Annotated in this window: 13 protein-coding genes and 1 pseudogene; 10 read left to right on the forward strand and 4 right to left on the reverse strand. The window is 52.9% G+C overall.

Going from position 1 to position 15,740, the window contains the following annotated elements; all coding sequences use genetic code 11:
• Window positions 1–99: 99 nt before the first annotated feature.
• Window positions 100–2,733 carry a PqiB family protein gene (locus EPYR_RS08030; protein WP_014538857.1) on the reverse strand — a complete coding sequence of 878 codons (2,634 nt, stop codon included), beginning with the start codon at window positions 2,731–2,733 and terminating at the stop codon, window positions 100–102.
• Entirely contained in the window at window positions 2,702–3,946 is a 1,245-nt protein-coding gene (gene yebS, locus EPYR_RS08035; RefSeq protein ID WP_041474204.1) for a membrane integrity lipid transport subunit YebS, read from the reverse strand. The genes EPYR_RS08030 and yebS overlap by 32 nt, the downstream gene beginning before the upstream one ends.
• Window positions 3,947–4,156: 210 nt before the next feature.
• On the opposite strand from yebS, the gene EPYR_RS08040 reads away from it, so the two are divergent.
• From EPYR_RS08040 to htpX, 4 genes are all read left to right on the forward strand, one after another.
• On the forward strand, window positions 4,157–4,657 hold the full coding sequence (locus tag EPYR_RS08040) for a GAF domain-containing protein (RefSeq protein WP_012667904.1): 501 nt from the start codon (window positions 4,157–4,159) through the stop codon (window positions 4,655–4,657).
• Window positions 4,658–4,753: 96 nt separating this feature from the next.
• Entirely contained in the window at window positions 4,754–5,446 is a 693-nt protein-coding gene (gene proQ, locus EPYR_RS08045) for an RNA chaperone ProQ (protein WP_012667905.1), read from the forward strand.
• A 19-nt stretch (window positions 5,447–5,465) separates the two neighbouring features.
• The gene (prc, locus tag EPYR_RS08050) at window positions 5,466–7,481 is read left to right on the forward strand and encodes a carboxy terminal-processing peptidase (protein ID WP_012667906.1); all 2,016 of its coding nucleotides are present in this window, start codon (window positions 5,466–5,468) and stop codon (window positions 7,479–7,481) included.
• 221 nt (window positions 7,482–7,702) lie between these two features.
• Entirely contained in the window at window positions 7,703–8,581 is an 879-nt protein-coding gene (htpX, locus tag EPYR_RS08055; protein WP_012667907.1) for a protease HtpX, read from the forward strand.
• A 196-nt stretch (window positions 8,582–8,777) separates the two neighbouring features.
• Here the strand turns inward: htpX and EPYR_RS08060 are convergent, their stop codons facing one another.
• Window positions 8,778–9,014, reverse strand: a complete 237-nt coding sequence (locus EPYR_RS08060) for a YobH family protein (protein ID WP_012667908.1) — start codon at window positions 9,012–9,014, stop codon at window positions 8,778–8,780.
• Between the two features lie 227 nt (window positions 9,015–9,241).
• Between EPYR_RS08060 and EPYR_RS08065 the strand changes: the two genes are divergently transcribed.
• The 6 genes and pseudogenes from EPYR_RS08065 (at window position 9,242) to EPYR_RS08085 (ending at window position 14,253) form a co-directional block, all read left to right on the forward strand.
• The gene (locus EPYR_RS08065) at window positions 9,242–9,517 is read left to right on the forward strand and encodes a YebO family protein (protein ID WP_012667909.1); all 276 of its coding nucleotides are present in this window, start codon (window positions 9,242–9,244) and stop codon (window positions 9,515–9,517) included.
• 20 nt (window positions 9,518–9,537) lie between these two features.
• Window positions 9,538–10,548, forward strand: a complete 1,011-nt coding sequence (locus tag EPYR_RS08070) for an MBL fold metallo-hydrolase (RefSeq protein ID WP_012667910.1) — start codon at window positions 9,538–9,540, stop codon at window positions 10,546–10,548.
• Window positions 10,549–11,054: 506 nt separating this feature from the next.
• Window positions 11,055–11,224 (forward strand): annotated as a pseudogene (locus tag EPYR_RS21515) (DUF2627 domain-containing protein).
• On the forward strand, window positions 11,211–11,420 hold the full coding sequence (gene cspE, locus EPYR_RS08075) for a transcription antiterminator/RNA stability regulator CspE (RefSeq protein ID WP_001062678.1): 210 nt from the start codon (window positions 11,211–11,213) through the stop codon (window positions 11,418–11,420). Before EPYR_RS21515 ends, cspE begins: the two are co-directional and overlap by 14 nt.
• A gap of 173 nt (window positions 11,421–11,593) precedes the next feature.
• A complete protein-coding gene (gene rlmA / locus EPYR_RS08080) occupies window positions 11,594–12,412 on the forward strand; it encodes a 23S rRNA (guanine(745)-N(1))-methyltransferase (protein ID WP_012667911.1) in 819 nt (272 codons plus the stop codon).
• Window positions 12,413–12,699: 287 nt separating this feature from the next.
• On the forward strand, window positions 12,700–14,253 hold the full coding sequence (locus EPYR_RS08085; protein ID WP_012667912.1) for a TerC family protein: 1,554 nt from the start codon (window positions 12,700–12,702) through the stop codon (window positions 14,251–14,253).
• Between the two features lie 44 nt (window positions 14,254–14,297).
• Here EPYR_RS08085 and sdaA read toward each other — a convergent pair whose 3' ends face one another.
• Entirely contained in the window at window positions 14,298–15,662 is a 1,365-nt protein-coding gene (sdaA, locus tag EPYR_RS08090; protein ID WP_012667913.1) for an L-serine ammonia-lyase, read from the reverse strand.
• Between the last annotated feature and the right edge of the window lie 78 nt (window positions 15,663–15,740).

Below are 15,740 nucleotides of genomic sequence, written 5' to 3' on the forward strand. Positions count from 1 at the left end.
GTATTCTGCCGGGACGGAGCTTCCCGTTATGACGTTTTCGCAAAACACCTCAATGCGCAGCGGAACGAGGGAGATATCGTCGCTCCGCTACGAGCACGGTTACTGCGGCAGGGCGGTGCCCCATTGACGCCAGCCGCCAGGTTCTTCGTCCTCTAACAGGAAGTGTTTGCCGGAGGAGGCTGGCGGTGCCAGCGGCACGGTCGGTGGCGTGGCAAATGCGATGCCACCCTGAATAAACTGCTGGAATGTACCGGTTTTTACTACGCCCCCCGTCAGCCCAAACTTCAGGTTGTAACCTGATGCCAGCCAGAATACGGTATTGTTCCGTACCAGATGCTGATATTTTTTGCTGATGCGCAGAGTGATCTGAACACGATCCGCCATCGTACCCAGCGCAGTACCGGTGACCGTACCGACCTCCACGCCACGGAACAACACCGGCGTACCGACTGACAGCGAGCCACCTTCAGGTGCATCAACCACCAGGTTTAGCCCGTCCAGATAACGCGCATCGGTAATCGTCGATTCCTGCAGTTCAAAGCTGCGCAGCGCGCGGCCTTTACCCGGGTCGACGTTGATATAGGGCTGCAGCAGGGTGTCCAGATGGTTAACGCCGGCGGCAGATATCTGTGGCGACACCACCGAGAAGCGTGAACCCGAGCGGGCAAAGTCCTGCACATATTCAGGATAAAGCACCGCCTCCGCTATGACCTGGTTATTGCCTTCCCCCAATGCCAACGTCTCAAGCTGGCCAATATCAATACCAAGGTAGCGGATAGGCATACCCGATGACAGCTTACTGGCATCATAGGTGCGCAGCGTTATCTGGCTACCTACGGCGCGCGCGGCGGTTTGTGATGCATACAGTACGCGCTTATCCCGTGGGGTTAAGCCAGCACCAGCACCGGCAAGGTTATCGAAGCTGATTGCACCTTTTAGCGCACGGTTTAGCGGGGAAGCCTGAACCGTCAGGCCGCTGCCGTTTAGCTGGACGCGCGCCCCGCCTTCTGCCCAGAACACGCTGCCCGGCGTCAGCAGGCGGCGGTATTCGGGTTTAATATGCACGTTCACATCAAAAGCGTCTGCGCGTGGTGTTACGCTGACAATCTCCCCGACCTGAAACTTACGAAACAGCACCACTGAACCGCTCTGAATATCGGGCAGGCTGCTGGCCGTCAGGGTGAGAGTCGTCGGGAGGCGATCGCCAGTAATGCCTTCTTCGGCCTTTTCGGCATTGGCATACAGCGGATAGCGGCGCTTTGATATTCCCTTGCTGCCGGGATCAAGGCGAATACCCCCATCTACCCATTCCCGGGCGCTGGCACCCAGTACTTCCATCCCGTCAATACCGAGCTTGACGTCCAGCCGGCTGTTAATGATGAACTTACTGTCGCCATGCACCAGATGACGATAATCGGCGGCCACCACCACATTAAAGGTAACCCCTTTTTCAGTCAGGGTGCGGTTGACCACCTGGCCAATGCGCATCCCGTGCAGTATCAGCGGTTGACCGGCATCGATGCCGTAGCTTTCAGGTGCCGTGAGCGTCAGTTCCAACGAGTTCGGCTGCTGAAGCAGAGTTTCATTGCTCGGCAGGACCACGAAATGCGTCTGCGCATCGCCTTCGCCCGGGATAAGCTCCAGCGTATTGCCAGTTAAAAGGCTGCTCAGGCTGGTGTCAGTCAGGCTGATTTTTGGGCCGCGCATTTCAATACGTGTTCCCGCACGCATTAATCCGGTGACCGAGGGATCAAGTATCAGTTCACCGCTGACCTTACCATTGGGCAGCAGGGTCATTTTATTCAGGGTGCCGACTTCCAGCCCCTGATACATTAGCGGCGTGCTGCCTCGTTTCAGATTGTTACCGTCCGGCAAATCGAGGGAAATGATCACGCCGCGCTGACTCTGTGCCAGGTCGGGATAAAGCCGGTAGTCATCGTCGGTGTTGGCTGGCGGTGACTCACCCGGCGAGTCGAAGGCAATCGCACCATTGACCAGCGCAGGCAGGTTTTCCAGTTCGACCTTCGCACCCCCCAGACCGACATTGGCCTTGATGCCGGAAATATTCCAGAAACGGCTCTCTCTTCTGACCAGATGGGTGAAACGACGCTCAATCAGAACATCTACCGTTACGCCTTTGCTGCCGGCATTAATACTGTAGTCATAGACACGGCCGACCGGAATTTTGCGAAAATAGACCAGTGAACCACTGTTCAAGCCACCGAGATCCGGAGCCTGCAAATGAATAAGCATCTCGCCCGAATTAACACGGTATTTGGGCTGCGTATCGAGCGCCACGAAGTTTTCACGAGGTTTACCTTCACCCGGCATCATGCCGATGTAATTCCCGCCGACCAACGCGTCCAGCCCGGAAACACCGGCCAGCGAGGCTTTTGGTGTCACCAGCCAGAACTGCGTGTTCTCGCGCAGCGCTTCTCTCATATCGCTTTTGATACTGGCTTTAATTTTAATGGTGCGCAGATTGTCCGTCATGCTGATCCCCTCCACCAGGCCAACCTCCACTCCCTGATAGCGCACCGGCGTGCGCCCCGGCACAATGCCGTCCGCCGTGGCGAAATCAATGGTGACGGTGGTGCCGCGTTGCTGATAGTTGGTCCAGAGCAGCCAGCCGGCAATTAACAGGGCTATAAATGGAAGCAGCCAAAACGGCGATATTCTGCGCCGGTTTTTAAGGCGAGCGCTAGTCGGTGTAGTTGGCGTTTCCTGTTGCATGAGAATCCCAAAGTAAACGGCTATCCAGCCACTCAACGGCAAGAATAGTCAGTACGACCGCGCTGCCAAAATAGAAAGCAGCGGGTCCCATAGTAAAGGCCAGTAGCTGATCGCGGTTGACCAACGACATGGTTAGAGAAATCACAAACAGGTCGAGCATGGACCAGCGTCCAACCCACTTCACCAGGCGCAGCAGACGGATGCGGGTTTTCAGTCCTTGCTCACAGTTAAAATGAATGCTCAGCAGCAGGGTGCTCAGCACGATAACCTTAGTGAAGGGAACCAGAATACTGGCGATAAACACCACCGCCGCTATCGGGATATTACCGGAGGCCAGAGAAAGGATTCCGGAAAGGATCGTATCTTCTTGACGTGCCCCATTCAGCCAGATTTCTGAAATCGGTAGAAGATTAGCGGGGATAAGAAAAATAATCGAGGCGATCAGCGCCGCCAACGACTTTTGCAGACTGAAGGGGCGCCGCAGATAGAGCGGCGTATGGCAGCGCGGGCAGCGTCCGCTCTCGTCAGCGGTTCCGGTATGGCGGCAGCTCAGGCATACCCGTAGCTTAGCTAGCGAAACGCTGGGCGCAGGCTGCGGATAAAACCGCTGCCAAAGCTGTTCAACGTTGAGATGGATAAGCGTGAGCAGGCTAAGTAGCGTCAGTATAATGAAAGCCGCCAGCCCGATACCGGGCGTTATAGCGGCATAATCCTGTACCTTGATTGAAGCGATGCCGATGCCGACCAGATAAATATCCAGCATGATCCACTCTTTCAGCCGGTCGAGCATGAGCAATATCGGGCGCAGATTCAGTCCCATTTTACGGCCNAAAAAAAGCCCGCCAATGGCGGCGACCAGCACAACCGGTGCGCCTACGGTGCAAAACGCCACCATTGCTGCGGTGATAACATCACCCTGTTGCGCCATTTGCAGAATTCCGCCCAGCAGACTGGCATAGATATTGGTTCCCAGCAGGCGAATGGACAGGATCGATTCACCAAATGCAAACGGCATCATCACTATCATGGTGACAGCCATAGCGGTCAAACGCGTCATCGACCAGTCACGGCCATTGAGGATGCGGGCATTGCAGCGTGGGCAGTGCGCTGACTGGTTGGACTTCACATCCGGTAAGCAAAAAAGGGTATCGCATTCGGGACATCGCTGATAACGTGCCTGCAAAAGAGCGTAACGGATGGCGTGTATTTTCATATTACCGATCGAACTTAGGCCCATGACAGGGCAGGTTAGGTTGTTTAACGCCATACTGAACAGGCTGAATGTTGCATGCTTTAGCGTGCTGTCCGGTTCAAGCTTATATTAAACATAAAGAAATTCCACCCCGGCAGTCAGGCTTTTCACACCTGATTTTCCCGGTGGAGCGAAAGACGGCATCGCCACATTTTCAACTACGGTTAAACAATGACTAAAGCAGAATTTTATACTGACCTCAATCGAGATATGAATGCGTTACTTAGCGGTGAAACCAGCTTTCTGGCGGTGATGGGTAATTGTAGCGCGCTTTTGTATGAACGTCTTGAGGGGGTGAACTGGGCGGGTTTCTATCTGTTAACGGAAGAGAATACGCTGGTGTTGGGCCCCTTTCAGGGGAAAGTCGCCTGCGTGCGTATCCCCATTGGGCGCGGCGTCTGTGGAACCGCCGTTTCAGAGAAAAGCGTTCAGCGCGTGAATGATGTGCATGCGTTTCCGGGGCACATTGCCTGCGACGCAGCCAGTAATGCAGAAATTGTGCTCCCGCTAATGGTCAATGGCCGCGTGATTGGCGTACTGGATATCGACAGTGTGGAATATAACCGCTTTGATAGTGAGGATGAAAAGGGGTTAAAAGCGTTAACTGACGGGCTTTGCAACGTACTTGATGGGACTGATGTGGAAAAATTTATTCATATGAATCGCATCTAAAGTGCCTGATCACGTAGCAATTGCTGAAGCGGTCATTATAATGTCGCCTGTTCATGCCTGTGCTGATTGGCAAACCCGTTGTAATCAGGAAATTTCATGGAAAATCAACCTAAGTTGAATAGCACTAAAGAAGTCATCGCCTTTCTGGCAGAGCGTTTCCCACAATGCTTTAGCGCCGAAGGCGAAGCACGACCACTGAAAATCGGAATTTTTCAGGATTTAGTCGAACGCGTGCAGGGCGAAATGAGCCTGAGTAAAACTCAGCTCCGCTCGGCTCTCCGCCTTTATACTTCCAGCTGGCGTTATTTGTATGGCATCAAGGCTGGCGCGACGCGCGTTGACCTTGACGGCAATGCCTGTGGCCAACTGGATGAACAGCACGTTGAACATGCGCGCAAACAGCTTGAAGAAGCCAAAGCACGCGTGCAGGCGCAACGCGAACAGCAACAGGCAAAAAAGCGTGAAGCTGGTGAAGAGACCGCACCTCGCCGTCCACGTAAGCCCGTGCGCAAACCTGCCGTCGAGGGGGATCAGCCGCGCACCGTGAGCAATAAACCCGCTCGCCCCCAGGCAGCACGCCACACTTCCGCCCCGCGCGAAGAGTCCCGGCCGGAGCAGCATAAACCGGTTACTGACACTACAGCATTGCAAGTGGGTCAAAGCATCAAAGTCACCGCAGGAAAAAATGCGATGGACGCAACCATTCTCGAGATCGGTAAAGATGGCGTCCGGGTTCAGCTTGCTTCCGGCCTGGCAATGATAGTACGCGCAGAACACTTGCAGTTCTGATACGGAGGCTAATCAGGGCATGAACACTCTTTTTAAAAGCACCATTTTCGCGGGCCTGCTATTAGCAGGCAATGTCTTCGCAGCTGAAATGATTATCCGCGCCGACCAAATACCGCAGCTTCATCAGGAGGCACAGCACGCTACCGTGAGTGAGCGCGTGACTTCTCGTTTTACCCGTTCTCATTACCGTCAGTTCGACCTCAACCAAGAATTCTCCGTTAAAATTTTCGAACGCTATCTCAACCTGCTCGACTTCAGCCACAACGTGCTGCTGGCATCGGACATTGATCAATTCGCCGACAAGAAAACGACGTTGGGCGACGGTCTGAGAAATGGCCAGCTTTCGGTATTCTACGATCTGTATAATCTGGCACAAAAACGCCGTTTTGAACGTTATCAGTACGCTTTGTCAGTTCTGAATAAGCCGATGGATTTCACCGGCAATGACAGCATTGATATCGACCGCAGTAAATCGCCATGGCCCAAAACCAGCGCGGAGCTTAATCAGCTGTGGGATGAGAAAGTCAAGTTTGACGAGCTAAGTCTGAAGCTGGCCGGCAAAGATCAGAAAGAGATCCGCGAAGTCCTCACCAAGCGGTATCAGTTTGCCGAGCGTCGGCTGGCGCAAAGTAACAGTGAAGATGTGTTCCAGCTGGCGATGACGGCGTTTGCGCATGAAATCGATCCCCACACTAACTACCTGTCGCCTCGAAGTACCGAACAGTTCAATACCGAAATGAGCCTTTCTCTGGAGGGTATTGGTGCCGTACTGCAAATGGACGACGACTACACCACGATAAACTCAATGGTGGCCGGTGGACCTGCGGCGAAAAGTAAAAGCTTCACCGTCGGCGATCGCATCGTCGGTGTAGGCCAGCCGGGTAAACCGATGGTGGATGTGATTGGCTGGCGTCTGGATGATGTGGTTGCGCAGATTAAAGGGCCGAAGGGCAGTAAGTTGCGCCTGGAGATTTTGCCTGCAGGAAAAGGCACCAAGACGCGCATTATCACCCTGACCCGTGAAAAAATCCGCCTCGAAGACCGTGCGGTTAAGATGAGCGTTCATCATGCCGGTAAACAAAAAGTCGGCGTGCTTGATATTCCGGGCTTCTATGTCGGTCTGACCGATGACGTTAAAGTTCAGCTGCAGAAATTGCAAAAGCAAAACGTTGACAGCGTGGTTATCGATCTGCGCACTAACGGCGGTGGCGCACTCACCGAAGCGGTATCATTGTCAGGCCTGTTTATTCCCGGTGGCCCGGTGGTTCAGGTGCGTGACAATAATGGCAAAGTACGTCAGGACAGCGACAACGATGGCGTAACCTACTTCAAAGGTCCGCTGGTGGTTCTGGTCGACCGCTTCAGTGCTTCAGCTTCGGAGATCTTTGCAGCAGCCATGCAGGATTACGGACGCGCCCTGATTGTCGGCGAGCCGACCTTCGGTAAGGGTACCGTACAACAATACCGCTCACTGAACCGCATTTACGATCAGATGCTGCGCCCCGAATGGCCTGCCTTGGGTTCTGTCCAATACACGATCCAAAAGTTCTACCGGATTAATGGGGGAAGCACGCAGCGCAAAGGCGTCACGCCAGACCTGCTGATGCCTACAGGTGTGGAAGCGGTAGAAACTGGCGAAAAGTTTGAGGACAATGCGTTGCCCTGGGACAGCGTTAATGCGGCCACCTATGTGAAAACCGGTGACCTGAAACCGTTGGAGCCTCAGCTTCTCAAGGACCATCAGGATCGCATTGCTAAAAATGCCGAGTTCCAGTACATCATTAGCGATATTGCGCGTTTTAATGCCAATAAAGACAAACATAATATTATCTCTCTCAATCTTGCCACCCGCGAGAAAGAGAGTCGTGAAGATGATTCACGGCGTCTGGAGCGCGTCAATGCGCGTCTCAAGACAGCGGGTAAGAAACCGCTGGCAAAGCTCGACGATCTGCCGAAAGACTATCAGGATCCGGACCCCTATCTTGAAGAAACGGTGCAGATTGCCAACGATCTGGCTCAACTGGATAAGAAATAATCTTCAACCCCGCTCCATCGCTTAGTCAGCTCAACAGGCACAGCATTCGCTGTGCCTTTTTTATCTGCTGTTTTTACGCGCAAAATGCGGTGCAAAACATCACATAAAATGTAAAGTTATGTTTTTTTAAACACTTAAAGCTTAAGTGTGCTTGAAAAGCGGCGTATTGACCTTAGGATGGTGAAACGCGAACAGCTAATAACTGAGGAATAATAAATTTTATGATGCGTATTGCGCTTTTCCTGCTAACCAACCTTGGGGTGATGGTGGTTTTCGGGCTGATCCTCAGCCTGACAGGGATCCAGTCAAGCAGTGTTATGGGCCTGATGATCATGGCGGGTCTGTTTGGCTTTGGCGGTGCGTTTGTTTCACTGCTGATGTCGAAGTGGATGGCGCTGCGTTCCGTTGGTGGTGAAGTGATTGAACAACCGCGTAATGATACCGAGCGCTGGCTGCTGGAAACCATTGCCCGGCAGTCTCAGCAGGCGGGTTTTGCCATGCCGCAGGTGGCCATCTACCATGCGCCGGATATCAACGCCTTTGCTACCGGCGCACGGCGAGATGCTTCTCTGGTCGCTGTTTCAACAGGATTGTTGCAGAACATGAGTCGTGATGAGGCTGAAGCGGTGCTGGCCCATGAAGTCAGCCACATTGCAAATGGCGATATGGTCACCATGACGCTGATACAGGGTATTGTGAATACCTTTGTTATCTTCATCTCACGCATTCTGGCACAGTTAGCCGCCGGCTTTATGTCGGGCGATCGGGAAGAAGAAGGAAGCAGTAACGGCAACCCAATGGTCTACTTCGTGGTTTCCATGGTTCTTGAGCTGGTGTTTGGTATCGTTGCCAGTACCATCACTATGTGGTTCTCCCGTCACCGTGAATTCCACGCTGATGCCGGTGCTGCTCGTCTGGCCGGGCGTGAAAAGATGATTGCCGCGTTGCAACGTCTGAAAACCAGCTACGAACCACAGGAAGCCAGCAGTATGATGGCCTTGTGCATCAACGGTAAGTCCAGGTCGATAAGTGAGTTGTTTATGTCACACCCGCCGCTGGATAAACGTATTGAAGCGCTGCGTAGCGGTCAATACACCTGATAAGCGCTGTTTCACCCACGAAAAAAAACCCGCCACCGGCGGGTTTTGTTCTGTTACGTACCCAATTTCGATCTGATCTCGGTAACCAACCGGCCGCGCACAGCCTGCAATCAGTTTACCCGGCAATTCCGCTGCTGCAGATGGTGACCACATTCATCAGTGAACGGCGGTGAGTGACGTTCTGCCTGCATCATAATCAGTTATCGACCACGTCACCGCTTTTTCTCAGCAGTGGGCAGTCGGTTACGCCAATAATTCCGCTGTCAGTGTGCAGATACTGACCAATGACCATACCGCGAGCGGTCAGGTACTTGCACTGCAGGCCCATGCCTGCTACGTTTTTGTTGCTTCCTGTTAATACGCCATACCCTGTTAATAGCATCGCAAGCCAGATTATGACCAGTAATGCGACCAGCCGTAGCAAAAATTTCATCATTTCCCCTTATTTTTTTCGTGCGGCATATTCACCGCCGCGCTCAGCATAGCAGGATGCTGATTATAAGAGGTTTAATCGATAAGAGTATGCTGAATTAATTCAAAAAATCTTAAAAAATGAACAGGATATCAAATTAATTCCACTGTCAATTCGCGCCTGAACAGGTAAAATCCTCCGGCAGTGTTGCCTTTCCCAGGCAGTGCAACTCTAGCCTCGAGGCAGAAATGAACGAATTGACAAGTGGTGCGACAGCAATAGCGTCAACTGTGATAATCGTGATAATGGTCATTGTAAGTCTGGTGGCGTGGTTCTTTGTTAACCGCGTTAGCGTGAGAGCCAATCAGCAGATCCAACTACTGGAATCGTTGTTGGCAGAGCAGAAACGCCAAAACCTGTTACTGCATCGTCTGACTGGCGCGCTAACAAGTGCAGAACAGAATGCTAAAGGCCGCGTTTCGGACGTGAATGAAGACTACGCCCGGCTGATACCTGAGCGTTAGCTGAACGGTAAGGAACTCCGATGGCACGGAAAAATTCATGGTATGACCCCTCACTTTTCCATCATACCCGGGAAGGATTCCGTAACCTTGAGCCAAATTTACAGCAAAGAGGTGACTTACAGCGTTGGCGGCGCGAACGCAAGCAGCAAGGGATGCCACGCCCCCCGGCGCAAGGCTATGAACATTTTATCCAGCAGTGGTGGCAACCTGCCGATTTGAAAGGGGTTGAAGATTGCGTCTGGTGGCTTGGACATGCTTGCCTGCTGCTACGCTATGCCGGGCGCTATACGCTCATCGATCCGGCGCTCTCTATGCGCGCCTCTCCGCTCAGTTTTTACGGCCCGCGTCGAAAAACGCCGCCCGCGCTGGCTATAGACGACCTGCCGACGCTGGATGTGGTGCTCATCTCGCATAATCATTACGACCATCTGGATCGCCGGACAATCAAAAAAATCCTGGTTCGTTTTCCACAGGTGACCTTTGTCGTTCCGCTTGGGCTGAAGAAATGGTTCCAGCGACTCGGTGTACGGCAGGTTGTGCAACTTGACTGGTGGCAGCAAACGCAGACGAGCGGGCTGACTCTTCACGCCGTGCCCGCCCGTCACTGGAGTATGAGAACGCCCTGGGACCGCAACCGATCGCTGTGGTGTGGCTGGGTGATTAAAGCCGGGCCTCTCAACCTGTGGTTTAGCGGTGACAGCGGCTACTCGGATAATCTGCTGGATATTTCGCGTCGTTTGGGGCCTTTTAACCTGGCCGCTTTACCGGTGGGGGCCTATGCACCAGAATGGTTCATGCGTCATCATCATATGGGGCCCGATCGGGCAGTATCTCTGCATCAGGCGATTGGACAGCCAGTGACAATGCCGATTCATTGGGGAGTCTTTGAACTGGCCGACGAATCGCTGGATGAGCCACCAGCAGCGTTGGAGCGGGCGATGCAGGCAGCAGGATTAGACAGCAGCCGTTTTAAGGCGTGGAAAATCGGTGGGAGAAGGTTACTGGCGAATATCATCGGGGATTATTCCTAAACGAACTATATTATAACAAGTCGGTAATAATTCAGAACCGATCTATTTCATTCACAATACCGATAATATAATCGTTATTAAACGGCTGGCCGACAATGCGTTTTAATGATGCAAGTTGCCTGGCAATGTTCTGATTTTGGGGCGATTGATAAATAAGGTTGTACTTAGCGAGTTTTTTTTTACCAAAAAAGAAGGCCGTGCATATTGCTCACGGGCTAACTTTAATCACATCTTTCAACTTTGCTTTGCCACTATTATGCAATATTGCCTGAGCTGAATATTAGCGTCGAACGGTTGTTAGCAGCGAGGGCAGTACCCTACAGTGCGTACAGGCTGCCTTTGAAGGGGGCAGGGTGAAAATATGCGCAAGTTGTGTTACATACGCTGTGAAGTAGCAAACATCGATTCAAATGTGTGCGACACCTCCACAGCCTTTTAAAAATGACTTGCCATTAATTAGCGGATATGTGATAAACATTCGGGTAAAACGAGGTACAGTTCTGTTTATGTATGGCATCTTCAGTAAAGAAGTTCTGAGTAAAGACGTTGACGTTGAATACCACTTCCTTGCCGAGCCTTAATTAATGCCACATGCAGTAATGTCTCTGGTTTTTCTGAATGTAAAGCCCACGGGCGAATAAACTCTCTAAGGAATTTGCAAAATGGCAAAGATTAAAGGTCAGGTTAAGTGGTTCAACGAGTCTAAAGGTTTTGGTTTCATTACTCCTGCTGACGGCAGCAAAGATGTGTTCGTACACTTCTCTGCAATCCAGGGTAATGGCTTCAAAACTCTGGCTGAAGGCCAGAACGTTGAGTTCGAAATTCAGGATGGCCAGAAAGGCCCGGCAGCTGTGAACGTCACCGCTATCTGATTTTCGATCTGAGCTTGTCATTGCCGCACTGCGTGTAATCCAGGCTGATATCTGAATACCGAAGCTCTGTCAGCAATGACGGGGCTTTTTTATTGTTTGCCACAGGCCGGTCTGCGGGATTTTACCGTCCTTTTGCAGTAAACTGCTGCGTCTTTTGTTGATGGAGAGTTGTTATGTCGTACCAATGTCCTCTTTGCCAGCAGCCGCTGATGTTTGATCATCGTGCCTGGCGCTGTGAGAATCAGCATCAGTTTGACCAGGCCAAAGAGGGGTATGTCAATCTGCTGCCGGTACAGCATAAACGCTCAAAGCAACCCGGAGATAGCGCGGATATGATGCAGGCGCGGCGTAACTTCCTTGATGCCGGGCATTATCAGCCGTTGCAGCAGAGAGTAGGCGACTGGCTGATGCAGCTGTTGCCAGTACACCCGGTCAGCGTGCTGGATATCGGTTGTGGAGAAGGCTATTACACCCATCATGTTGCCAGCCGCCTGCAGGCGCGGGGCCTGGCACAGGTGCACGGGCTGGATGTGGCGAAAATAGCGGTGCGCTCGGGGGCGAAACGCTATGACAACGTGCAATTCTGCGTGGCTTCCAGTCATCGTCTGCCGTTCAGTCACAGCCAGTTTGATGCCGTATTACGTATCTATGCACCCTGCAAGGCTGAAGAGCTGGCGCGGGTAGTGAAGCCGCAGGGTTATGTGCTAACCGTGTCACCCGGGCCGCGTCATCTGCTGCAGTTTAAGGCGCTGATCTATCAGGATGTCCAGCTGCATGATAACACCCCGGAACAGATGCCCGGCTTTACGCTGATTGAACAGCAGCAGCTGAGTTATGCGATGACGCTGAACAGCGAAGAGTCAGCAGCATTATTGCAGATGACGCCTTTTGCCTGGCGCGCCCGCCCGGAAGTCTGGGGGATTCTGGCCACCAGCGAGCAGTTCGCCTGCGAAACGGACTTCACCCTTCGTTTGTGGCAGCGAGAAAGCTAAACCGTGTAATAAATAGCCTTGCCGTGGTGCAAAATAGTCCTGTACAAGAAATTATTTTGACCTGCATCGGGCAGCTGATAAAGTAGGGATCCTTTTTTCATACAGGAGTAACGGGCCTCAGCCCTCCCTATGGACTGTCACCGAAGTCGCTTAATCATGCAACCGGGCTACCCGGCATTTGCCTCAACGTCTCCTGACGTAACCTCATATACCCTCGTTTGTCATCTCTGCCGCATGCTCAATCTGACGTCTGCTGCGCTTTCCCGTTCCTTTTTCCGGAGTCTTTCATGGAATTTCTTTTAGACCCCTCAATCTGGGCCGGTCTGCTCACGCTGATCGTTCTTGAAATCGTACTGGGCATCGATAATCTGGTGTTCATTGCCATCCTGGCAGATAAACTTCCCCCGAAGCTGCGTGATAAAGCGCGTCTGATCGGACTGTCGCTGGCCATGGTGATGCGATTAGGGCTGCTGTCACTGATTTCGTGGATGGTCACGCTGACCCGTCCTCTGTTTAACGTGGGCGAGTTCAGTTTCTCGGGGCGCGACCTCATCCTGTTGGTGGGGGGGCTTTTCCTGTTATTTAAAGCCACCATGGAGCTTCATGAGCGGCTGGAAAACCGCGACATGCACGGCGGGAGCCATAAAGGCTACGCCAGTTTCTGGTCGGTTGTGGTGCAGATTGTCATTCTTGATGCCGTGTTTTCGCTCGATGCGGTGATCACTGCGGTGGGTATGGTGAACAACCTGCCGGTGATGATGACGGCAGTGGTGGTCGCTATGGGCATGATGCTGCTGGCTTCAAAGCCGCTGACTCATTTTGTTAACGCTCATCCAACGGTGGTGGTGCTGTGTCTCAGTTTCCTGCTGATGATTGGTCTGAGCCTGGTTGCGGAAGGTTTCGGCTTCCATATTCCTAAAGGTTATCTGTATGCGGCAATCGGCTTCTCAATCCTGATTGAGTTATTCAACCAGATTGCCCGGCGTAACTTTGTGCGTCATCAGGAACGGCGGCCTATGCGTGAGCGAACCGCCGAGGCGATCCAACGGCTGATGGGCGGACGCCGTCAGAGCGACAGCCACAATAGTGAAAACAGTGAAGTGGCAGCCATTATGCCGCAGGAAGCGTTTAAAGACGAAGAGCGTTATATGATCAATGGCGTACTGACTCTGGCTTCACGTTCGGTACGCAGTATCATGACGCCGCGTGGCGAGATTTCCTGGGTAGATGCGACGCGTCCGGTGGATGAAATTCGAATTCAATTATTGGATACCCCGCACAGCCTGTTCCCGGTTTGTCGTGGTGAGCTGGATGAAATTGTCGGTGTGGTGCGCGCTAAGGAGCTGCTGGTAGCTCTGGATCATGGTATGGACGTTGCCACATTCGCGGCGGCTACATCGGCAATCATTGTGCCGGAAACGCTTGACCCGCTGAACCTGCTGGGTGTCTTACGCCGTGCCAAGGGCAGTTTTGTCGTGGTGACCAATGAATTTGGCGTGGTGCAGGGATTGATTACGCCGCTTGACGTGCTGGAAGCCATCGCCGGCGAGTTCCCGGACGAGGACGAAACCCCGGATATCGTTGCTGATGGCGATGGCTGGCTGGTGAAAGGAGGGACGGATCTGCACTCTCTGCAACATTTGCTGGATAATCAGGATCTGGTCAAGCCTGAAGACGATCACGCTTCACTGGCGGGTTTGTTGATTGAACAAAAAGGGCAGTTGCCCAAGCCCGGAGAAGTGATCGCTATGCCGCCGTTGCGCTTCCAGATTATCGAAGCGACCGATTATCGCATTGACCTGGTGCGCGTTACCCGGCAGCATGACGACGACGAGCATTAATGGCTATCAAAAAAACCGGGGATCTCCCGGTTTTTTCTTGCTCTTTAATCGCACTGCACTTTTATGGCCAAGCCACCGCGCGATGTCTCGCGGTACTTGGCGTTCATGTCTTTACCGGTTTCGTACATCGTTTCGATCACTTTATCCAGCGAGACTCGCGCTTCGCTGGTGCGGCGCATTGCCATGCGTGCGGAGTTGATCGCCTTAACCGAAGCAATCGCGTTACGTTCGATACAGGGAACCTGAACCTGGCCCGCCACCGGGTCACAGGTCAGCCCAAGATTGTGCTCCATGCCGATTTCAGCTGCAACGCAAACCTGTTCAGGGCTGGCTCCCAACAGTTCTGCCAGCCCGGCCGCAGCCATTGAACACGCGACGCCCACCTCACCCTGGCAGCCGACTTCAGCACCAGAGATAGAAGCATTCATTTTATACAGAATGCCGATAGCACCGGAGGCCATAAAATAGCGAATGAAAATATCCGGACTGACCGGTTCAATAAAATGGTCATAGTAGGCCAACACCGCCGGGACAATGCCACAGGCACCGTTGGTTGGGGCGGTCACCACACGTCCACCGGCGGCATTTTCTTCATTGACCGCCAGCGCAAACATATTCACCCAGTCGATGACGTTCATCGGGTCGCTTGAAAGCTTGTCGGAGGAGACCAGCAGGCGGCGCAGCGCTGATGCACGGCGCGGCACGCGCAGCGGTCCGGGCAGTACCCCTTCCGTATTTAAGCCACGGTCGATACAGTCGCGCATGGTTTGCCACACGTCGGTGAAATAGCGTTCAATGTCCGCACGGCTGTGGACGGCAAGCTCGTTTTTCATCACCATGCCGGACAGGGACAGGCCGGTCATCTGGCAGTTAGCCAGCATCTCTTTAGCGGAATGAAACGGATAGGGAACCGACACCGCATTGAGCGCCGTTTGACCGAAGTGCTCCTCATCGACGATAAAGCCCCCGCCGACCGAATAGTAAGTCTTGCTGTAAATTTTCAGGTCACCGGCGAAGGCATGAATACTCATGCCGTTTTCATGCAGTACAAGGTTGTCGCTGCGGAACACCATACCGCCTTCACGCGGGAAATCGACTTCATGTGCGCCGTTAGCCAGCAGCAGGCGCTGGCGCTGTTCAACATCGCGAATAAAGCCGGGGATGGCATCAATATCAACGCTTTGCGGCGAAGCACCGGACAGCCCCATAATAATGGCGATATCAGTATGATGGCCTTTACCGGTCAGTGACAAAGAACCGTATACATCGACAGCAATACGCGTCACCGATGAGAGCTGGTGATTGTCCACCAGATCGTCGACAAACTGTTTGCCGGCTTTCATTGGGCCTACCGTATGAGAGCTTGACGGGCCGATGCCGATCTTAAACATGTCGAAAACGCTAATCACGCTGGATGCTCCTTAAAGGATTTGATGACGTGGTGGGGATGTTCACGAAAGACCGCACCTGTTTTGCGAGAAATATAA

Origin of the sequence: Erwinia pyrifoliae DSM 12163 (assembly GCF_000026985.1) — a bacterium.
Taxonomy (GTDB): domain Bacteria; phylum Pseudomonadota; class Gammaproteobacteria; order Enterobacterales; family Enterobacteriaceae; genus Erwinia; species Erwinia pyrifoliae.

Excerpts from the sequence above, each read along its gene's own strand:
- EPYR_RS08030 (WP_014538857.1), bottom strand. The coding sequence starts at position 2,733 with ATGCAACAGGAAACGCCAACTACACCGACTAGCGCTCGCCTTAAAAAC.
- EPYR_RS08040 (WP_012667904.1), top strand. The coding sequence starts at position 4,157 with ATGACTAAAGCAGAATTTTATACTGACCTCAATCGAGATATGAATGCG.
- proQ (WP_012667905.1), top strand. The coding sequence starts at position 4,754 with ATGGAAAATCAACCTAAGTTGAATAGCACTAAAGAAGTCATCGCCTTT.
- prc (WP_012667906.1), top strand. The coding sequence starts at position 5,466 with ATGAACACTCTTTTTAAAAGCACCATTTTCGCGGGCCTGCTATTAGCA.
- htpX (WP_012667907.1), top strand. The coding sequence starts at position 7,703 with ATGATGCGTATTGCGCTTTTCCTGCTAACCAACCTTGGGGTGATGGTG.
- EPYR_RS08060 (WP_012667908.1), bottom strand. The coding sequence starts at position 9,014 with ATGAAATTTTTGCTACGGCTGGTCGCATTACTGGTCATAATCTGGCTT.
- EPYR_RS08065 (WP_012667909.1), top strand. The coding sequence starts at position 9,242 with ATGAACGAATTGACAAGTGGTGCGACAGCAATAGCGTCAACTGTGATA.
- EPYR_RS08070 (WP_012667910.1), top strand. The coding sequence starts at position 9,538 with ATGGCACGGAAAAATTCATGGTATGACCCCTCACTTTTCCATCATACC.
- cspE (WP_001062678.1), top strand. The coding sequence starts at position 11,211 with ATGGCAAAGATTAAAGGTCAGGTTAAGTGGTTCAACGAGTCTAAAGGT.
- rlmA (WP_012667911.1), top strand. The coding sequence starts at position 11,594 with ATGTCGTACCAATGTCCTCTTTGCCAGCAGCCGCTGATGTTTGATCAT.
- EPYR_RS08085 (WP_012667912.1), top strand. The coding sequence starts at position 12,700 with ATGGAATTTCTTTTAGACCCCTCAATCTGGGCCGGTCTGCTCACGCTG.